Here is a 16,235-nt window from a genome sequence, read left to right as displayed (position 1 = left end):
TGATGTCAAAGTGGATGGCCCTCAAGTCCGTTGGCGGCGAAGTTATCGAACAGCCCCGCAACGAAACCGAGCGCTGGCTGGTGGACACCGTCGCGGCACAGTCGCGGCAGGCTGGCATAGCCATGCCACAGGTGGCCATTTACCACGCGCCGGATATCAATGCTTTCGCAACCGGCGCGCGGCGCGATGCCTCGCTGGTCGCCGTCAGTACCGGCCTGTTGCAAAACATGAGCCGCGACGAGGCCGAAGCCGTTATCGCCCATGAGATAAGTCACGTTGCCAACGGCGACATGGTCACCATGACGCTGATCCAGGGCGTAGTGAACACCTTTGTTATCTTTATCTCCCGTATTCTCGCCCAGCTGGCGGCAGGCTTTCTCGGCGGCAATCGCGACGATAACGAGAGCAGCAGCGGCAACCCGCTTATCTATTTTGCGGTGGCGACCGTGCTGGAGCTGCTGTTCGGCATTCTGGCCAGCATCATTACCATGTGGTTCTCGCGCCACCGCGAGTTTCACGCCGACGCGGGCTCTGCCCGGCTGGTGGGCCGCGAAAAAATGATCGCCGCGCTCCAGCGCTTAAAAACCAGCTACGAGCCGCAGGAAGAGAGCAGCATGATGGCGTTTTGCATTAACGGTAAATCCAAATCCCTGAGCGAGCTGTTTATGACCCACCCGCCCCTGGATAAGCGTATCGAAGCGCTGCGCAGCGGCGAATATCTCAAGTAGTGTGAAGCATGATGATTAAGCGCCTCATTTGAGGCGCTTTTTTTGTTTGGATGCACGACCCAATGTCTCAGTTTTGCCATCTCGCTGGTGAAGATACATTGCGGCAGTGCACTGGCGAATTTATAATAAAAAACAGTTCTGATTTTTATAAAACAGTTGCGTTGAGGTGATAAATGGCAGTTGCAGATATGGAAAAACAGCCTGATTCCGTCTCTTCCGTTCTGAAGGTATTTGGCATTCTTCAGGCATTAGGTGAAGAGCGTGAGATTGGAATTACCGAGCTGTCGCAGCGCGTCATGATGTCAAAAAGCACTGTTTATCGCTTTTTGCAGACCATGAAATCGCTGGGCTACGTTTCTCAGGAAGGCGAGTCTGAAAAATACGCGCTGACGCTGAAGCTGTTTGAGCTAAGCGCACGGGCGTTACAGAATATCGACCTTATCCGCAGCGCGGATATCCAGATGCGCGAGCTGTCGCGGCTGACCAAAGAGACCATTCATTTGGGCGCGCTGGATGAAGACAGCATTGTCTATATCCACAAAATTGACTCTATGTACAATCTGCGCATGTACTCGCGAGTCGGGCGGCGCAATCCGCTGTACAGCACCGCCATCGGTAAAGTGCTGCTGGCCTGGCGGGATCGCGCCGAAGTGGAAAGCATCCTCGCGCAGGTTGAGTACAAGCGCAGCACCCCGCATACCATCGTGAATACCGCCGATCTGCTGACCGTGCTGGATAAAGTTCGCAGCCAGGGCTACGGCGAGGATAACGAGGAGCAGGAAGAGGGCCTGCGCTGTATCGGGGTGCCGGTCTTTGACCGCTTCGGGGTTGTGACCGCGGGGCTGAGCATCTCGTTTCCAACCCTGCGCTTCTCTGAAGAGCGCCTGCAGGAGTATGTTGCCATGCTGCATACTGCCGCCCGCAAAATCTCAGAGCAAATGGGCTATAACGACTATCCTTTCTGATCATTTCACTGATGAGCAAGCGCCTGACCTCGCTTGCTCCCCTTAATCGTCAATAACGTTGTTTATCTTGCGCAGAACGGGGCAGTGGGCGGTACCGATAATGCCGCTCTTCGACAGAATGTGCTGCGCGCTGCTGGTGCCCTGGGCCGTGAGATACCGACACTGCAGGCCCAACCCGCCGGCATTTTCCACGCTGCGATACAGCACTCCGTAACCACTCAATAATAACGCGACCCAGGCGAGTGCAGCGATAGCCGCAATTCGTATTAAAATGGCCATATTGTCCTCTTTATGATTTCCTTCCAGCGTAAAGCGCCTGTTTTATCGGGCAAGTTGATGATTCCTAAAGTTGTGATTATTGTTTTCGGTGAGCTTAAGTTTAAGCTTCATATGCTAGGGTGTAAGTCAGTAAGTGCTGTCCGGAGTTCCGAGTGAAAAAATTACCGCGTATCATTCTCATTGCCATCCTGCTGATCGGCTGTCTGCTTCTGTGGACGCAGATGATCAACGTCATGTGCGATCAGGATGTACAGTTTTTTAGCGGCATTTGCACGGTCAATAAATTCATTCCGTGGTAGTGCGATTTATACCGGCGGTGATTTCCTTCTCTATTGCCGGTGGTAGAATGACACCTTCTTAATCGAGGTGGTGAAATGGTTGATTTGATGAATTCCGGCGCGGGAAGTTTTGCCCTGCCGGTGGCAATGCTTGCGGTAATCGTTTTGGGTCTGGTGCTATGGTTTTTTGTTCATCGCGCCAGCGCGCGGGCGAACGAGCAGATAGCGCTGCTGCAGGCGCTGCTGGAGCAGCAGAAGCGGCAAAATGCGTTGCTTCGTCGCCTCTGCGAAGCCAGTGAGCCCACCCAGCCTGAACCGGTAAAGAAAAATGGCCCGCAGGATGAGGATGATGATTTCATTCGCCTGGTAGCCGAACGTTAGTTACTCTCTTCCCGGCTGCGCAACGGTCGGGAAAGTCTTTGAATCGCCAGACTCTCAGAACGTAAAAATATACGATATAGCCATTTCTTATTAACGTGATTAACTCCGCTTTTGCTACTCCATATTTAATACAATCCTCTGTACGTCACGCTTAAAAAATGGGCGAAACGTTTTTATATTCGCCATTCACCTAATTGTCATACGAACGTCATTGTTTTTCTGGTTTACTATTAATATTTGCAGCTAGACATTTCACGGGCTAATAAACTTGTGCTAAATAAAAATAAGCATAAATAGGCAAAAAAATCCTAAGATTAGAAAAACATCTGGATTAACAGCGGATAGCGTGGACCAGGCGCAGCGCTTGAGGTAAGGTAAAAACGTTGCAGGAACCTACGGGTATCGCGCCTGACGCGAGGGAAGGTGAACTGTTAACGTGCATAAATGAGCATAGTAATCTCATGGACTATCTAATTTGTGCGACCGATCGAGACATATTTAAAAATGGCTTGCCATCATTACCGTTGTGTGTGATAACACGTTGTGGTTAAACGAGGTACAGTTCTGTTTATGTGTGGCATTATCAGTAAAGAAGTTCTGAGTAAACACGTTGTCGTTGAATACCGCTTCTCTGCCGAACCTTTTATTAGTGCCTCATGCAGTTATGTCTCTGTTTTAGCTAAGTACGCGCCTGCGGGCAAAGAAAACACTCTAAGGAATTTTGCAAATGGCAAAGATTAAAGGTCAGGTTAAGTGGTTCAACGAGTCTAAAGGTTTTGGCTTCATTACTCCGGCTGACGGCAGCAAAGACGTGTTCGTACACTTCTCTGCAATCCAGGGTAACGGCTTCAAAACGCTGGCCGAAGGCCAGAACGTTGAGTTCGAAATTCAGGACGGCCAGAAAGGTCCGGCAGCTGTTAACGTAACCGCTATCTGATTCGAATCCACTGATATCTTTTGACATCAGTTATAAAGCCTCGCCTGACGCGGGGCTTTTTACTGTCTGTTGCACTCTGTGACTGTTATCCACAATTGTTGTCACTTGTTGCAAAATTAGCGTCTTATTAGCATTGTTTAACACCGCACTTTGCTTTTTATCGCGTTAAATCATCGGGTTGGATTTTTAAACCCGGGAGATTTAGTGCAAAACCACCGCTTTAACCTGCCACCGGTCCGCTTTGGGCTGCTCTGCGTTGCAATTCTCTGCTGTCTGGGCCTGCTGCTGGCGCGCGTCGGCTGGCTACAAATCATCGCGCCAGACAACCTGGTCAGGCAGGAAGATATGCGCTCGCTGCGCGAAGAGCCGATTGACGTACCCCGGGGCATGATTGTCGATCGCGAAGGCCGGCCGCTTGCCGTTAGCGTACCCGTCAGCGCCGTGTGGGTCGATCCACAGACGCTGCTGGCCGCCGGAGGCGTAGGATACGATGCGCGCTGGCGCGCGCTGGGCGATGCGCTGCATATCTCTCTTTCCGACCTGGCCGCCCGCATTAGCCAGCATCCGCACGCGCGGTTTCTGTATCTGGCGCGGCAGGTGGATCCGCAGCAGGCGGCCTGGATTGAAAAGCTTCACCTCCCCGCTATTGAATTACGGGATGAGTCGCGGCGCTTTTACCCCGCCGGCCACGTCGCGTCAAACCTGATAGGTTTTACCAATATTGATGACCAGGGCATCGAAGGCGTTGAGAAAAGCTTCAACAGCCAGCTGCAGGGCAAGCCCGGGTTGCGCCGGGTGCGAAAGGACAGGCACGGGCACGTCATTGAGAATCTCACTGAAGTACCGGCAGTACCTGCCCACAATCTACAGCTCAGTATTGATGAACGCCTGCAGACCGTCACGGAAGATGCGCTGGATAACGCCGTGCGCTGGAACAAAGCCGAATCCGGCGCGGCGGTGCTGATTAAGATTGATACCGGCGAGATCTTGTCAATGGCGAGCTTTCCGTACTTCAACCCCAACAACCGCGAGCATGCGACTCTCGACGATTTCCGCAACCGCGCCATCAGCGATACTTTCGAGCCGGGCTCCACCGTTAAGCCAATGGTGATCATGACTGCGCTGCAGCAGGGCATCGTTCAGCCGGACAGTGTGGTGGATACCCATCCGTACACCCTCAGCGGCCACCGCATTCGCGATGTTGGCTACTACCCGGAGCTGACTCTGACCGGCATTTTACAAAAATCGAGCGACACCGGGGTTTCGCATCTCTCGCTGGCGATGCCGATTCAGAAGCTGCTGGATACCTATCGGGCTTTCGGCTTCGGCGAGCCCACCGGGCTGGGGCTGACCGGCGAAAGCCAGGGCTTCCTGCCGCAGCGGCGGTTCTGGAGCCAGCTCGATAGGGCAACCTTTGCCTTCGGCTACGGCCTGATGGTGACTCCGCTGCAGCTGGCGCACGTTTACGCCACTATCGGCGGGTTTGGGATCTCCCGCCCGCTGTCAATTACGCGCATCGATCCGCCCGTGATTGGCCACCGCGTGATGTCTGACACTATCGCACACCAGGTAGAGCACATGATGGAGAGCGTGGCCCTGCCGGGCGGCGGCGGCGTTAAGGCTGCCGTGCGCGACTACCGCGTGGCGGTGAAAACCGGGACTGCCAAAAAAATCGGTGCGGACGGTAAATATGTCGATAAGTACATTGCCTATACTGCCGGCGTGGCTCCCGCCAGCAATCCGCAGTTTGCCCTCGCGGTGGTGATTAACAATCCGCAAAACGGCAGCTACTACGGCGGGGCGGTCTCCGCGCCGGTATTCAGCCAGATCATGGGTGACGTCCTGCGGCTGGAGAATGTCATGCCCGACGGCATCGTCCCGGGATCGGACAGGCTGATTGTCATGCACGATCCCGGCAGCAGCCCGATGCTGCCGTGACGGTTTCGCCCGCGGGCGAATAGGGGTACACTCTCGGCCTTTCTACGTTACCGGAGTTCCCATGTCCTGGAGTTGCCCCCTGTGCCACGCGCCGCTCACCCGCCAGCAAAACAGCTACACCTGCCCGCAGGGGCACCAGTTTGACGTGGCAAAAGAGGGCTACGTTAACCTGCTGCCGGTGCAGCACAAGCGATCGCGGGATCCGGGCGACAGCCCTGAGATGATGCAGGCCCGGCGCGCGTTTCTCGACGCCGGGCACTACCAGCCGCTGCGTGATGCCGTTTGCGACATTTTGCGCCGCGCGGCACCGCAGGCAGTTCTGGATATTGGCTGCGGGGAAGGGTACTACACCCACGCTTTCGCCGACATCGCGGCGCAGACCTGGGGACTGGATGTGGCAAAAGTGGCCGTTCGCTATGGCGCCCGCCGCTACCCGCAGGTGCAGTTTTGCGTAGCGTCCAGCCAGCGCCTGCCCTTTGAGGCGAATACGCTGGACGCCGTGATTCGTATTTACGCCCCCTGCAATCCGCAGGAGCTGGCCCGGGTGGTGCGGCCCGGCGGCCTGGTGATCACCGCTACGCCGGGACCGAGGCATCTGATGGAGCTCAAAGGGCTGATTTACGATGAGATTCACTTGCACGAGCCTAACCGCGAACAGCTGCCCGGATTTACGCGAGTCAGCCAGCAGGCGCTGGCCTATCCGATGCAGCTTACGGGAAAAGAAGCCGTCGCCCTGCTGCAGATGACGCCGTTTGCGTGGCGGGCAAAGCCGGAAGTGTGGGAACGTCTTGAACAGCAGAAGGTGTTTTCCTGCCAGACCGATTTTCTGATTCAGGTCTGGCAGCGGGAGGCTGATTCTTAAAGCAGGATATTATCCGGCGTAGTGGCTCCAGAGGATCTGCACGCCGATGCCAATCAGCACCAGGCCGCCGAGGATTTCGGCGCGCTTGCCGAGCAGCGGGCCGATAAAGCGCCCGACCATAATCCCGAGCGTGGTCATTATCAGCGTGGCGCAGCCGATGGTCAGCGCGGTAAGAATAATGTTGACCTGCAGGAACGCCAGACCGACACCGACCGCCATCGCATCGAGGCTGGTGGCAATAGCGGTGGTGACCAGCAGCCAGAATCCGTGCCGACGCGGGGCCTCATCCTCATCGTCGTTGCTGGCGCGCCAGCCTTCAATCAGCATTCGGCCGCCGAGAAATACCAGCAGCACAAAAGCAATCCAGTGGTTCCACTCCAGCACGAACTGGCTGGCCAGCATGCCCAGCGCCCAGCCAATAAGCGGCGTGGTGGCTTCGACGGCACCAAAGATCAGCCCGGTGCGCAGCGCGTCAGAAAATTTCGGATTGCGCAGCGCCGCACCTTTGCTAATAGAGACCGCGAAGGCATCCATTGACATACCAAAGGCGAGAAAAAGGGTGGCTGAGAGGTTCATTGATATTATCCAGACCGGGGAACTTATCCATACGACACACCGCTGCCCCCAGTAAACATACGCCAGCTCGGGCGTATAGCGGCAGTGTGTCAATGGTCTCGCCTGACCGCGCTTGCACAAAATCATGGAGCCTAATGGCTCTTTACTGCAGTACTGCAGCAACCTACGTGATTATGAGCAAAACATCAGTCCGCACGCGCCACGTTTTGCAACGAGTATGTTGACACGTACATTTCCAGAGATAGAAATTGGCTACTCCCCAACGACGAGCGCAACCTTAACATAATTTGAGAATATAAAACAATAACCGAAAAATCCCGTCCTTCGGCCTAATTGATAACGATTTGCATTTAAAATTAATAGTAATGAAATCGTTAATAAATAAGAGTGAGGTTTTTACTAAATATAGCCAGTGCTATATATTTGTGGTGCCTAAAATAGAAGCGAATATAGCACTGGCTATTTTATATAACTTACTGTACGGAAACGATAATTTTGTAAATATCCTCAAGATCGTCGATATTTCGTACGCGAATTAGCAGACGTCGCTGTTCTAGCTGAATTACCAGCACGCCGTCTTCCGATAAATTAATGGCTTTAATTCTCGAGTAAGCAATCCATGCTCCGGCATAAAATAATCCGCCGGATTTGAAAATAACTTTTGGAACGCGAACCCAGAACAGATACAGGCCTGTCAGCGCCAGCGCGCACAATAGCCATGTGGTGATTAACTGGCCGTGATTGTTAATGTTTTGATAAATAAGGATCGCCACCAGACCAACAAAGACAGCGCCATCGGCGCGGCTGCGGCGCAGTAGCGGAGTGGCAAGCAGTACCGGGCCGTTGCGGCGGGGAATGATGAACTGATCGTAAATAGCAAACGCCAGCAGGGCGGCGATAAACAGGATCAGCACCCAATCGGTAAGCGACATTGAGCCTCCGGAAATAAAAAACCGGGGGCAGGAGCCCCCGGTGGATTAAGCGCGATTACAGTCCCAGCAGGCCGACGGAGTAGCCGGCAATGCCGATGACGAAGAAGCCTACGATAATCCACAGCGGATTAACCTTCTTGCGCAGCAGCCACATGCAGCCAAAGGTCAGCAGCATCGGCACCAGGCCCGGCATCAGCTGATCGAGGATGGTCTGCACGGTGGTCACGTGCTCCTGTCCATTCTGATCGGTTATTTTTGATACCACCAGTGGGATATTGACGTGCGTCCACTTGTTGACCAGCGCCCCCATCACGAAGAGGCCGAGAATCGACGCCCCCTCCGTCAGCTTCTGCAGGAAGCCGCCGCCCATGTCGGAGACAATATCCACCCCTTTGCGATAGCCGTAGGCGACGCCGTAGTAGCGGGTAGCCAGGCGCACAATATTGAACAGAATAAAGAACAGCAGCGGACCCAGCAGGCTACCTGTCATGGCGATACCGGCGCCGAGCGCGGCGAATACCGGACGTACGGTACCCCAGAAAATCGGGTCGCCGACGCCTGCCAGCGGCCCCATCAGGCCAACTTTGATGCCGTTGATCGCGCCGTCGTCGATTTCCGCGCCGTTGGCGCGCTGCTCTTCCATCGCCAGCGTCACGCCGAGTACCGGTGCGGCCACGTAAGGGTGCGTATTAAAGAACTCCAGGTGGCGCTTGATTGCCTGGCGGCGCGCGTCGTTGTTTTCCGGATAGAGGCGTTTGATCGCCGGCACCATCGAGAAGCAGAAGCCCAGCGCCTGCATACGCTCGAAGTTCCACGAACCCTGGAACAGGTTAGACCGCAGGAACACGCCCCGAATATCACCCGGCGTGAGTTTTTTCTCAGTGGTAGTTTTTGTCATATCAACCATTTCGCTCACCTGTTAGTCCAGTGTGTTATCGAGATCGTTAGCTGCAGCGGCCTGTGCCGTACCACCGGCCGCGCGATTGTATTTAGGGCTCAGCTGGATGTAGAGAATCGCCATGACTGCACCAATTACGCCCAGGCCAACCAGGTTGAAGTTGGTGAAGGCGGCGGTGACGAAGCCCAGATAGAAGAACGGCATCAGGTAGCCCGCGCGCATCATGTTGATGACCATCGCGTAACCCACAACCACGATCATACCGCCGGCGATATTCAGCCCGCTGGTCACTACTTCCGGAATGGCGTTCAGCATGTTCTGAACTTCGCTGGTGCCCACGGAGATAGCAACGATAACCGCCGGGATAGCGATACGCATTGCCTGCAGGAACAGCGAAGAGACGTGCAGCCAGGAGAGCGTTGTCAGATTGCCTTTTTCCGCGGCTTTGTCAGCGGCGTGCTGGAAGGCAACGGTGATGGTACGCACGATAATGGTCAGTACCTGGCCGGCTGCCGCCAGCGGGATCGCCAGTGCGATACCGGCACCGGTGTCCTGACCACCTGCGATAACCAGTACGGTAGAGATAATTGATGCCAGCGCCGCATCGGGTGCAACAGCTGCGCCGATGTTCATCCAGCCCAGGGCGATCATTTCCAGCGTACCGCCGATAATGATCCCTTTTTGCATATCGCCGAGCACGATACCGATCAGGGTACAGGCCACCAGCGGACGGTGAAACTGAAATTCATCAAGTATGGATTCCATACCCGCGATACACGCAACGATGAACACCAGCACAATTTGCAGAGTGGTAATCTCCATTGTACTTCTCCTATTTCATAAGCCTTAAAAGATGAAATGTCAGTAAACGAACCCGGCTGATTTATTTAGCAACCTTGGCAATCAAATCCATCATTTTCAGTTTTGGATCGGAAGAGACTTTCCGCGCTTCAAGTTCGATACCGCGCGCATTCAGTTTTTCGAAGGCCTCAATATCTTTCTTATCGACGGAAATAGCGTTATTGACCTGCGTTTTGCCCTGATGGAAAGCCATGCCGCCAATGTTGACGGAAGTAATATTGACTCCCTGCTCGACCAGGCGCTCAACATCAGTTGGATTGGTGAACAGCAGCATTACGCGCTGACCGGCATATTGCGGGTTGTTATAGACGCGTACCATTTTTGCGACGTCAACTACGTGGGCGGTCACGCCCGGCGGAGCCACCTGGGTCAGCAGGGTTTTGCGCACGGTGTCTGCGGCCACTTCATCACTGACCACAATGATGCGGGTAACGTTGGTCTCTTTGGTCCAGCGTGTCGCCACCTGGCCGTGGATCAGGCGGTCGTCGATGCGCGCAAGACCGATAACCATGTAATCTTTTGGACCCATCGCTTTCGCCGGAACGGCGGCTTTCGGCGCGGCGGCAGCTGGCGCTGCTACCGGGGCTTTCTCGGCGGGTTTGGCTTTCAGCGCCTTAACACCTTCACGGCCGGTTTCCACTGCCAGCGCCACCAGTTCGTCGAAGGTCGGATTGTCATCGCGGCCCATAAACGTTTCTACCAGCATCGGGACGTTAACCCCGGCCACCACTTCGTAGTTTTCATTATCAACCACAATGCGGCTGGCGGCATTGAACGGGCTACCGCCCCAGGTATCCACCAGGAAAATCACGCCTTTGCTGGTGTCCAGCTTCTCCAGCTGGGCGTTGTATTTTTCAATCAGCGTATCGGCGTTTTCACCGGGAACGAAATCGATCCAGCCGACGTTTTCCTGCTCGCCAAGCAGCATTTCTGTCGTTTTAAGCAGCTGCTCGGCAGCCCAACCATGTGTGCCTATTACAATAGCAATCGTCACTTGCTACCTCCTGTTATTATCGTTGCGCCTGTTGAACAGGCGCATGATGAACCGAATCGATTCAGACAAGGGTTAGAAATAAAATCAATCACACAACCGCGAATTATTTTAGATAGTGAAAAAATAATTAATGTGATGAAGGTCGGTAAATTACTCATCTGTAAGCAATAATTTTGAAGCGCAAAAAATCTTTGGTGAAGTGCAAAGAGAGGTAAATTTTTGCGCCGGGCAGGATGAGTCTGCTATGTTTATCTCCCGTTTAAGCATACAGGAGTAAAGGGCCCAGCCCGCTATATGGACCGTCACCGACGCCAGTTAACCTTTTGGCTTTCTGCCATCGCCTCTCTTACCGCTTCAATTCCCCTTATCGCACCCTTTTATGGCCGTGCGATGACTGCCTCTGTCTGTAGCAGGAGCGTGACATGGAAATGTTAATGGATCCCTCAATCTGGGCCGGCCTGCTGACGCTGGTGGTTCTGGAAATTGTGCTGGGTATTGATAACCTGGTCTTTATCGCCATTCTGGCCGACAAGCTTCCGCCAAAGCAGCGTGACAAAGCGCGCCTGATTGGCCTTTCGCTGGCGCTGGTCATGCGCCTGGTGCTGCTGTCGGTTATCTCCTGGATGGTGACCCTGACGCAGCCGCTGTTCAGCGTGCTGGATTACGCCTTCTCGGGCCGCGATTTAATTATGCTGCTCGGCGGTATCTTCCTGCTGTTTAAAGCCACTACGGAACTGCACGAGCGGCTGGAAAACCGCCCGCTCGAAGAGGGCCACGGTAAAGGCTACGCCAGCTTCTGGGTGGTGGTGCTGCAGATTGTCGTGCTGGACGCAGTCTTCTCGCTGGATGCGGTTATTACCGCCGTCGGGATGGTGAACCATCTGCCAGTCATGATGGCCGCGGTGGTGATTGCGATGGGCGTGATGCTGCTGGCGTCAAAGCCGCTGACCAACTTCGTTAATCAGCATCCGACGGTGGTGGTGCTGTGCCTCAGCTTCCTGTTAATGATTGGCCTGAGCCTGGTGGCGGAAGGATTTGGTTTCCATATTCCGAAAGGCTACCTGTATGCCGCGATTGGCTTCTCGATCATCATTGAGCTGTTTAACCAGATAGCGCGACGCAATTTTATCCGCCACCAGTCGCGACAGCCGCTGCGCGCGCGCACTGCCGACGCAGTTCTGCGCCTGATGGGCGGCCGCCGCCAGCAGGTCATGGCGAACGACGCGGAAAACCCGGTCAACGTGCCTGTGTCGGAAGTGGAATTTGCTGACGAAGAGCGCTACATGATTAACGGCGTGCTGACCCTCGCTTCGCGCTCCCTGCGCAGCATCATGACGCCGCGCGGCGAGATAAGCTGGGTTGACGCTACGCTGGGTAAAGATGCCATACGCGCGCAGCTGCTCTCATCTCCGCACAGCCTGTTCCCGGTGTGCCGCGGCGAGCTGGATGAAATTATCGGCATTGTGCGGGCGAAAGAGCTGCTGGTGGCCCTGGAGAACGATGAAGATGTGGCTGCAATGGCGGCTGCCTCTGCGGCAATTGTCGTGCCGGAAACCCTTGACCCTATTAATCTGCTGGGCGTACTGCGCCGGGCGCGGGGCAGCTTCGTTATCGTTACCAACGAGTTCGGCGTGGTTCAGGGGCTGGTGACGCCGCTGGACGTGCTGGAGGCTATCGCCGGGGAATTCCCAGACGCCGACGAAACCCCGGAGATCGTCGCCGACGGCGACGGCTGGCTGGTCAAAGGTTCAGCCGACCTTCACGCGCTGCAGCACGCGCTGGCGCTGGACGGGCTGGTTTACGATGAGCAGGAAATCGCCACGGTAGCCGGACTGGTTATCTCCGCCAACGGCCATATCCCGCGTCAGGGGGACGAGCTAAAGATAGGTCCACTCACCGTTACCGTGGTGGAGGCCAACGATTACCGCGTTGATTTAGTTCGCGTCGTAAAAGAAGCGTCTTCCCACGAAGAGCAGGACGAATAGTGCGCTAGCCCGCTGCCGGCGGCACATTGGCCGCCAGCCAGTGGGGAAACTCGGCCACGGGCATCGGCTTTGCGTACATAAATCCCTGCAGTGTCTCAACGCCGCGGTGGTGCAGATACTCTGCCTGCTGCGGCGTTTCTACTCCCTCCGCCACCAGCGCGATATTCAGCCGCTGGCCGAGTGCGATAATCACATCTGTTACCGTCGAGTTGACCGCATCCGTGCCGATGGCGCCAGTGAACGATTTATCGATCTTGAGAATGTCCGGGTGCAGCTGTTCCAGCCACATCAGCGAGCTGCTGCCGGTACCGAAGTCGTCGATAGCGAGCAGGGCGCCCTTGCGGTGCAGCTCCCGAACCATCCGATAGTCCAGTCTCTCGATGCTGTCCCGCTCGGTAAGTTCCAGCACCAGCTGCTGGCGGGGTGTCTGGCTGAACCAAATATGGGTGATGTCATGCAGCAACTCGCCGCCGGGGAAGTGGCCGGCGGCGACGTTGACGCTGATGTGAAAATCGGCGCGCGGCGGGAAACAGCTAATGGCCCTGATGGTTTCAGACAGCACGTAGCGGGTGAGGGGCGCTATCTGGTTATTACTTTCAGCCAGCGGAATAAAGACCTCCGGAGAGACCCAGCCCAGGCGCGGATTATCCCAGCGCAGCAGAATTTCCACGCCGCAGCACTGGCGGGAGCGGGCGTTAATCTGCGGCTGACAGTAGATCTGAAACTCATGCTGGACGATCCCTAAACTGATCTCGCGGGAAAAACTCATCCGTCCGGCGGTATAGAACCAGACCAGTCCCGCGAGCAGCAGGGTGATCAGCGCCGCCAGCGGCATCTGCGAGGGCAGCCAGGCCAGCGCCAGCGCCGTTGCCCCCGGGGTTCTGACGCTGATGCTGAAAGGAAAGAGCGTTGAGGCGCGGGTGACGATGGTCTCATCGCGCGCCTGCGGGACGCCGTCGTTCACGCCGTCGGCATCGGTATAGTGGCGGCCGTTGACGGAGAAGATCACCTCGTCAATCAGCGGCGGCTGCGGCTCCAGCAGCAGGGTTCCAATAAGATGAATATTAATTCCAAGCACCACGCCATCCTGGCTGCCCGATGTGGCGGGGTACCACTGAATCAGCAGCGGTGAACCTTTTAAAAACGTGTGATCGCGAGTAAGGATCAGCGCGTCCGTCGCGGACGGTAGCGCCGGCTGCAGCTGGCGGAGCATAACGCTGCGGGAGCCCAGCACGCTTGAGCAATAAATCACGCCGTCCCTCACTAGCGAAATAGAGCGCAGGGTTTGCAGCCGCGCCGACTGCTGGCGCAGAAGCCCGTTGACCTCGTTGCAGGATTTTCCTACCTGCTGTAACAATCCGCTGCGGCTTTCAGCAAGAGGCATAAGCACTTTTTCAATGGTCTGCACGGCCTTGAGCGCAAAGCCGTCGATGCGCTGCTGATTTAAACTACGCTGCGAAATAAATCGCTGAGTAAAAACCGTCACCAGCGTCAGGACGGCCACCGTAACGCAAAGGATAATTCGCCTGCGGCGATATTGTTTTATTAGCAATGATGCAGTTTGCATGTGTGACGCTGCTCCAGCGTGGGCAGAACCGTGCGGCGTTGATAATAGAGCAAGTGTAGCGTCAGAAAGGGAAAAAAAGCACTACCGTCAAAAAAAAGCCCGTCCGGGAGGGGCGGGCCGATATATTAGTCGCACTGCACCTTAATGGCCAGACCGCCCCGCGAGGTCTCGCGGTATTTGGCATTCATGTCCTTGCCGGTTTCGTACATGGTTTCAATCACTTTATCCAGCGAGACCCGCGCCTCGCTGGTGCGGCGCATTGCCATTCGCGCGGAGTTAATGGCTTTCACTGACGCAATGGCGTTACGCTCAATGCACGGCACCTGCACCTGGCCGGCGACGGGATCGCAGGTCAGACCGAGGTTGTGCTCCATGCCGATCTCCGCCGCGACGCAGACCTGCTCGGGGCTTGCGCCGAGGACTTCCGCGAGGCCGGCCGCCGCCATTGAGCAGGCCACACCCACTTCACCCTGGCAGCCCACTTCTGCGCCGGAGATGGACGCATTCATCTTATACAGCGCGCCGATAGCGCCGGAAGCCAGAAAATAGCGGATAGCGATTTCAGAAGTCACCGGCTCGATAAACTGGTTCACGTAGGCCAGCACCGCCGGAACAATCCCGCAGGCGCCGTTAGTTGGCGCGGTTACCACGCGACCGCCGGCGGCATTTTCTTCGTTAACGGCCAGCGCGAACATGTTCACCCAGTCCACCACCGCCATCGGATCGCTGGAGGTTTTGTCCTGGCTCACCAGCATCCGGCGCAGCGCCGCCGCCCGGCGGGGTACCCGCAGCGGCCCGGGCAGCACGCCTTCGGTGTTCAGGCCGCGATCGATACAGGCCTGCATGGTCTGCCAGACATCAGCAAAATAGTCTTCAATCTCTTGTTTGCTGTGCAGCGCCAGCTCGTTCTGCATCACCAATCCGGAAAGCGACAGCCCGGTTTCTTTGCAGTACGCCAGCATCTCTTTTGCCGAGGCAAAAGGATAGGGCACGTTGACGCTGCCGGTCACGTCCTGGCCAAAGTGTTCTGCATCGACGATAAAGCCGCCGCCGATGGAGTAATAGGTTTTGCAGTAAATTTCCTGCTCCCCGGCCCAGGCGTGAATGGTCATGCCGTTTTCGTGCAGGGGCAGATTGTCGCTTTGAAAGCGCATGCCGTTGTCCTGCGGGAAGTCTACCTCACGGCGTCCGCCCGCCAGCAGCAGTCGGCCGCGGGTTTCAACATCGCGAATAAACGCCGGGATGGTGTCGATATCGACGGTGGCCGGCATATTGCCCGCCAGGCCCATGATAATGGCGATATCCGTATGGTGGCCTTTGCCCGTTAAAGAGAGGGAGCCGTAAACGTCCACCGCTACGCGGGTCACGTCATCAATAAGCCCCTTTTCGACCAGATCATCGACGAACTGCTTGCCAGCCTTCATCGGGCCGACAGTATGGGACGATGACGGGCCGATGCCCACTTTGAACATATCGAATATGCTTATCACGTTAACGCTCCTGACAGGGTTGCCGGCAGGTGCCGACAACGATGTTATAACTGCGCATAGTGTAAGAGGGAACACCGGGGGCAGTTTAACTATTCACATGAATTAAACTAATGCATCACCGCTGATTAACTAATGGTGTGAGGCGGATCGCAGAGTCGCTTCACTTAGTATAGCTAAGGCCTGATGCCGATTTGTAAGGCCAGCTCACGAATAATGCCCGCGGTCATCCCCCAGACAAAATAGTGCTGATACCACGAAAGCCACACCCGGTGCGAATCCCCGCGCCGGTAGATGTCCAGCGGATGGTAACGGCTAAGGCGCAGCGCTTCCGCCAGCGGCATTTCAAACACGTCGGCCACTTCGTCTTCGCTGGCGTGATAGTGCAAATCGGCCGGGATCACACCCACCACCGGGGTCACCCGGAAGCCGGTCACGCTGTCCACCGGCGGTAAAACCCCCAGCACCTCCACCTTTGACGGCGGGATCGCCACCTCTTCTTCGGCTTCGCGCAGGGCTGCGGCAATCAGCGAGGCGTCGGTGCTGTCCACCGCGCCGCCGGGAAAG

17 protein-coding genes and 1 pseudogene are annotated in these 16,235 nt (G+C 55.9%); 9 read left to right on the top strand and 9 right to left on the bottom strand.

The window, feature by feature from the left end; translation table 11 throughout:
• Positions 1-728, top strand: a 728-nt coding sequence (gene htpX, locus QZ766_RS15675) for a protease HtpX (protein ID WP_297203520.1), incomplete at its 5' end; no start/stop codon positions are given.
• A gap of 173 nt (positions 729-901) precedes the next feature.
• Positions 902-1,693, top strand: a complete 792-nt coding sequence (kdgR, locus tag QZ766_RS15670; RefSeq protein WP_297203518.1) for a DNA-binding transcriptional regulator KdgR — start codon at positions 902-904, stop codon at positions 1,691-1,693.
• Between the two features lie 42 nt (positions 1,694-1,735).
• Here the strand turns inward: kdgR and QZ766_RS15665 are convergent, their stop codons facing one another.
• On the bottom strand, positions 1,736-1,972 hold the full coding sequence (locus QZ766_RS15665) for a YobH family protein (RefSeq protein ID WP_297203516.1): 237 nt from the start codon (positions 1,970-1,972) through the stop codon (positions 1,736-1,738).
• 152 nt (positions 1,973-2,124) lie between these two features.
• Between QZ766_RS15665 and mgrB the strand changes: the two genes are divergently transcribed.
• From mgrB to rlmA, 6 genes and pseudogenes are all read left to right on the top strand, one after another.
• Positions 2,125-2,271 (top strand): PhoP/PhoQ regulator MgrB, encoded by a 147-nt coding sequence (mgrB, locus tag QZ766_RS15660; RefSeq protein WP_297203513.1) that lies wholly within the window; start codon positions 2,125-2,127, stop codon positions 2,269-2,271.
• A gap of 75 nt (positions 2,272-2,346) precedes the next feature.
• Positions 2,347-2,631: a YebO family protein gene (locus QZ766_RS15655; RefSeq protein WP_297203511.1), complete on the top strand. Its 285-nt coding sequence runs from the start codon at positions 2,347-2,349 to the stop codon at positions 2,629-2,631.
• 570 nt (positions 2,632-3,201) lie between these two features.
• Positions 3,202-3,346, top strand: a pseudogene (locus tag QZ766_RS15650) (DUF2627 domain-containing protein).
• A gap of 12 nt (positions 3,347-3,358) precedes the next feature.
• Positions 3,359-3,568 (top strand): transcription antiterminator/RNA stability regulator CspE, encoded by a 210-nt coding sequence (cspE, locus tag QZ766_RS15645; protein WP_001062678.1) that lies wholly within the window; start codon positions 3,359-3,361, stop codon positions 3,566-3,568.
• A gap of 204 nt (positions 3,569-3,772) precedes the next feature.
• Positions 3,773-5,506, top strand: coding sequence for a peptidoglycan glycosyltransferase FtsI (ftsI, locus tag QZ766_RS15640; protein ID WP_297203502.1), 1,734 nt, complete (start codon positions 3,773-3,775; stop codon positions 5,504-5,506).
• A gap of 61 nt (positions 5,507-5,567) precedes the next feature.
• A complete protein-coding gene (gene rlmA / locus QZ766_RS15635; RefSeq protein WP_297203500.1) occupies positions 5,568-6,368 on the top strand; it encodes a 23S rRNA (guanine(745)-N(1))-methyltransferase in 801 nt (266 codons plus the stop codon).
• 9 nt (positions 6,369-6,377) lie between these two features.
• Here rlmA and mntP read toward each other — a convergent pair whose 3' ends face one another.
• The 5 genes from mntP to manX all read right to left on the bottom strand — a co-directional run bounded on the left by mntP (position 6,378) and on the right by manX (position 10,629).
• Complete coding sequence (gene mntP, locus QZ766_RS15630) at positions 6,378-6,944, bottom strand: manganese efflux pump MntP (RefSeq protein WP_297203499.1); 567 nt, start codon at positions 6,942-6,944, stop codon at positions 6,378-6,380.
• A gap of 473 nt (positions 6,945-7,417) precedes the next feature.
• Positions 7,418-7,876, bottom strand: a complete 459-nt coding sequence (locus tag QZ766_RS15625; protein WP_297203498.1) for a DUF986 family protein — start codon at positions 7,874-7,876, stop codon at positions 7,418-7,420.
• A gap of 55 nt (positions 7,877-7,931) precedes the next feature.
• On the bottom strand, positions 7,932-8,783 hold the full coding sequence (locus QZ766_RS15620) for a PTS mannose transporter subunit IID (protein ID WP_297203497.1): 852 nt from the start codon (positions 8,781-8,783) through the stop codon (positions 7,932-7,934).
• 12 nt (positions 8,784-8,795) lie between these two features.
• Positions 8,796-9,596 (bottom strand): PTS mannose/fructose/sorbose transporter subunit IIC, encoded by an 801-nt coding sequence (locus QZ766_RS15615; RefSeq protein WP_297203496.1) that lies wholly within the window; start codon positions 9,594-9,596, stop codon positions 8,796-8,798.
• A 61-nt stretch (positions 9,597-9,657) separates the two neighbouring features.
• A complete protein-coding gene (gene manX, locus QZ766_RS15610; RefSeq protein WP_297203495.1) occupies positions 9,658-10,629 on the bottom strand; it encodes a PTS mannose transporter subunit IIAB in 972 nt (323 codons plus the stop codon).
• A gap of 422 nt (positions 10,630-11,051) precedes the next feature.
• Between manX and yoaE the strand changes: the two genes are divergently transcribed.
• On the top strand, positions 11,052-12,614 hold the full coding sequence (gene yoaE, locus QZ766_RS15605; RefSeq protein ID WP_297203493.1) for a CNNM family cation transport protein YoaE: 1,563 nt from the start codon (positions 11,052-11,054) through the stop codon (positions 12,612-12,614).
• 4 nt (positions 12,615-12,618) lie between these two features.
• Here the strand turns inward: yoaE and QZ766_RS15600 are convergent, their stop codons facing one another.
• From QZ766_RS15600 to QZ766_RS15590, 3 genes are all read right to left on the bottom strand, one after another.
• Positions 12,619-14,181, bottom strand: coding sequence for a cyclic diguanylate phosphodiesterase (locus QZ766_RS15600; RefSeq protein WP_297203491.1), 1,563 nt, complete (start codon positions 14,179-14,181; stop codon positions 12,619-12,621).
• 125 nt (positions 14,182-14,306) lie between these two features.
• Complete coding sequence (gene sdaA / locus QZ766_RS15595; protein ID WP_297203489.1) at positions 14,307-15,671, bottom strand: L-serine ammonia-lyase; 1,365 nt, start codon at positions 15,669-15,671, stop codon at positions 14,307-14,309.
• Between the two features lie 173 nt (positions 15,672-15,844).
• Positions 15,845-16,235 (bottom strand): CoA pyrophosphatase (locus QZ766_RS15590; protein WP_297203487.1); only part of this gene is annotated, 391 nt, incomplete at its 5' end.

Origin of the sequence: uncultured Pluralibacter sp. (assembly GCF_913775985.1) — a bacterium.
Lineage (GTDB): Bacteria > Pseudomonadota > Gammaproteobacteria > Enterobacterales > Enterobacteriaceae > Pluralibacter.
Note: the sequence above shows the minus strand (reverse complement) of the source record. Positions and strands in the feature narration are given on the sequence as shown.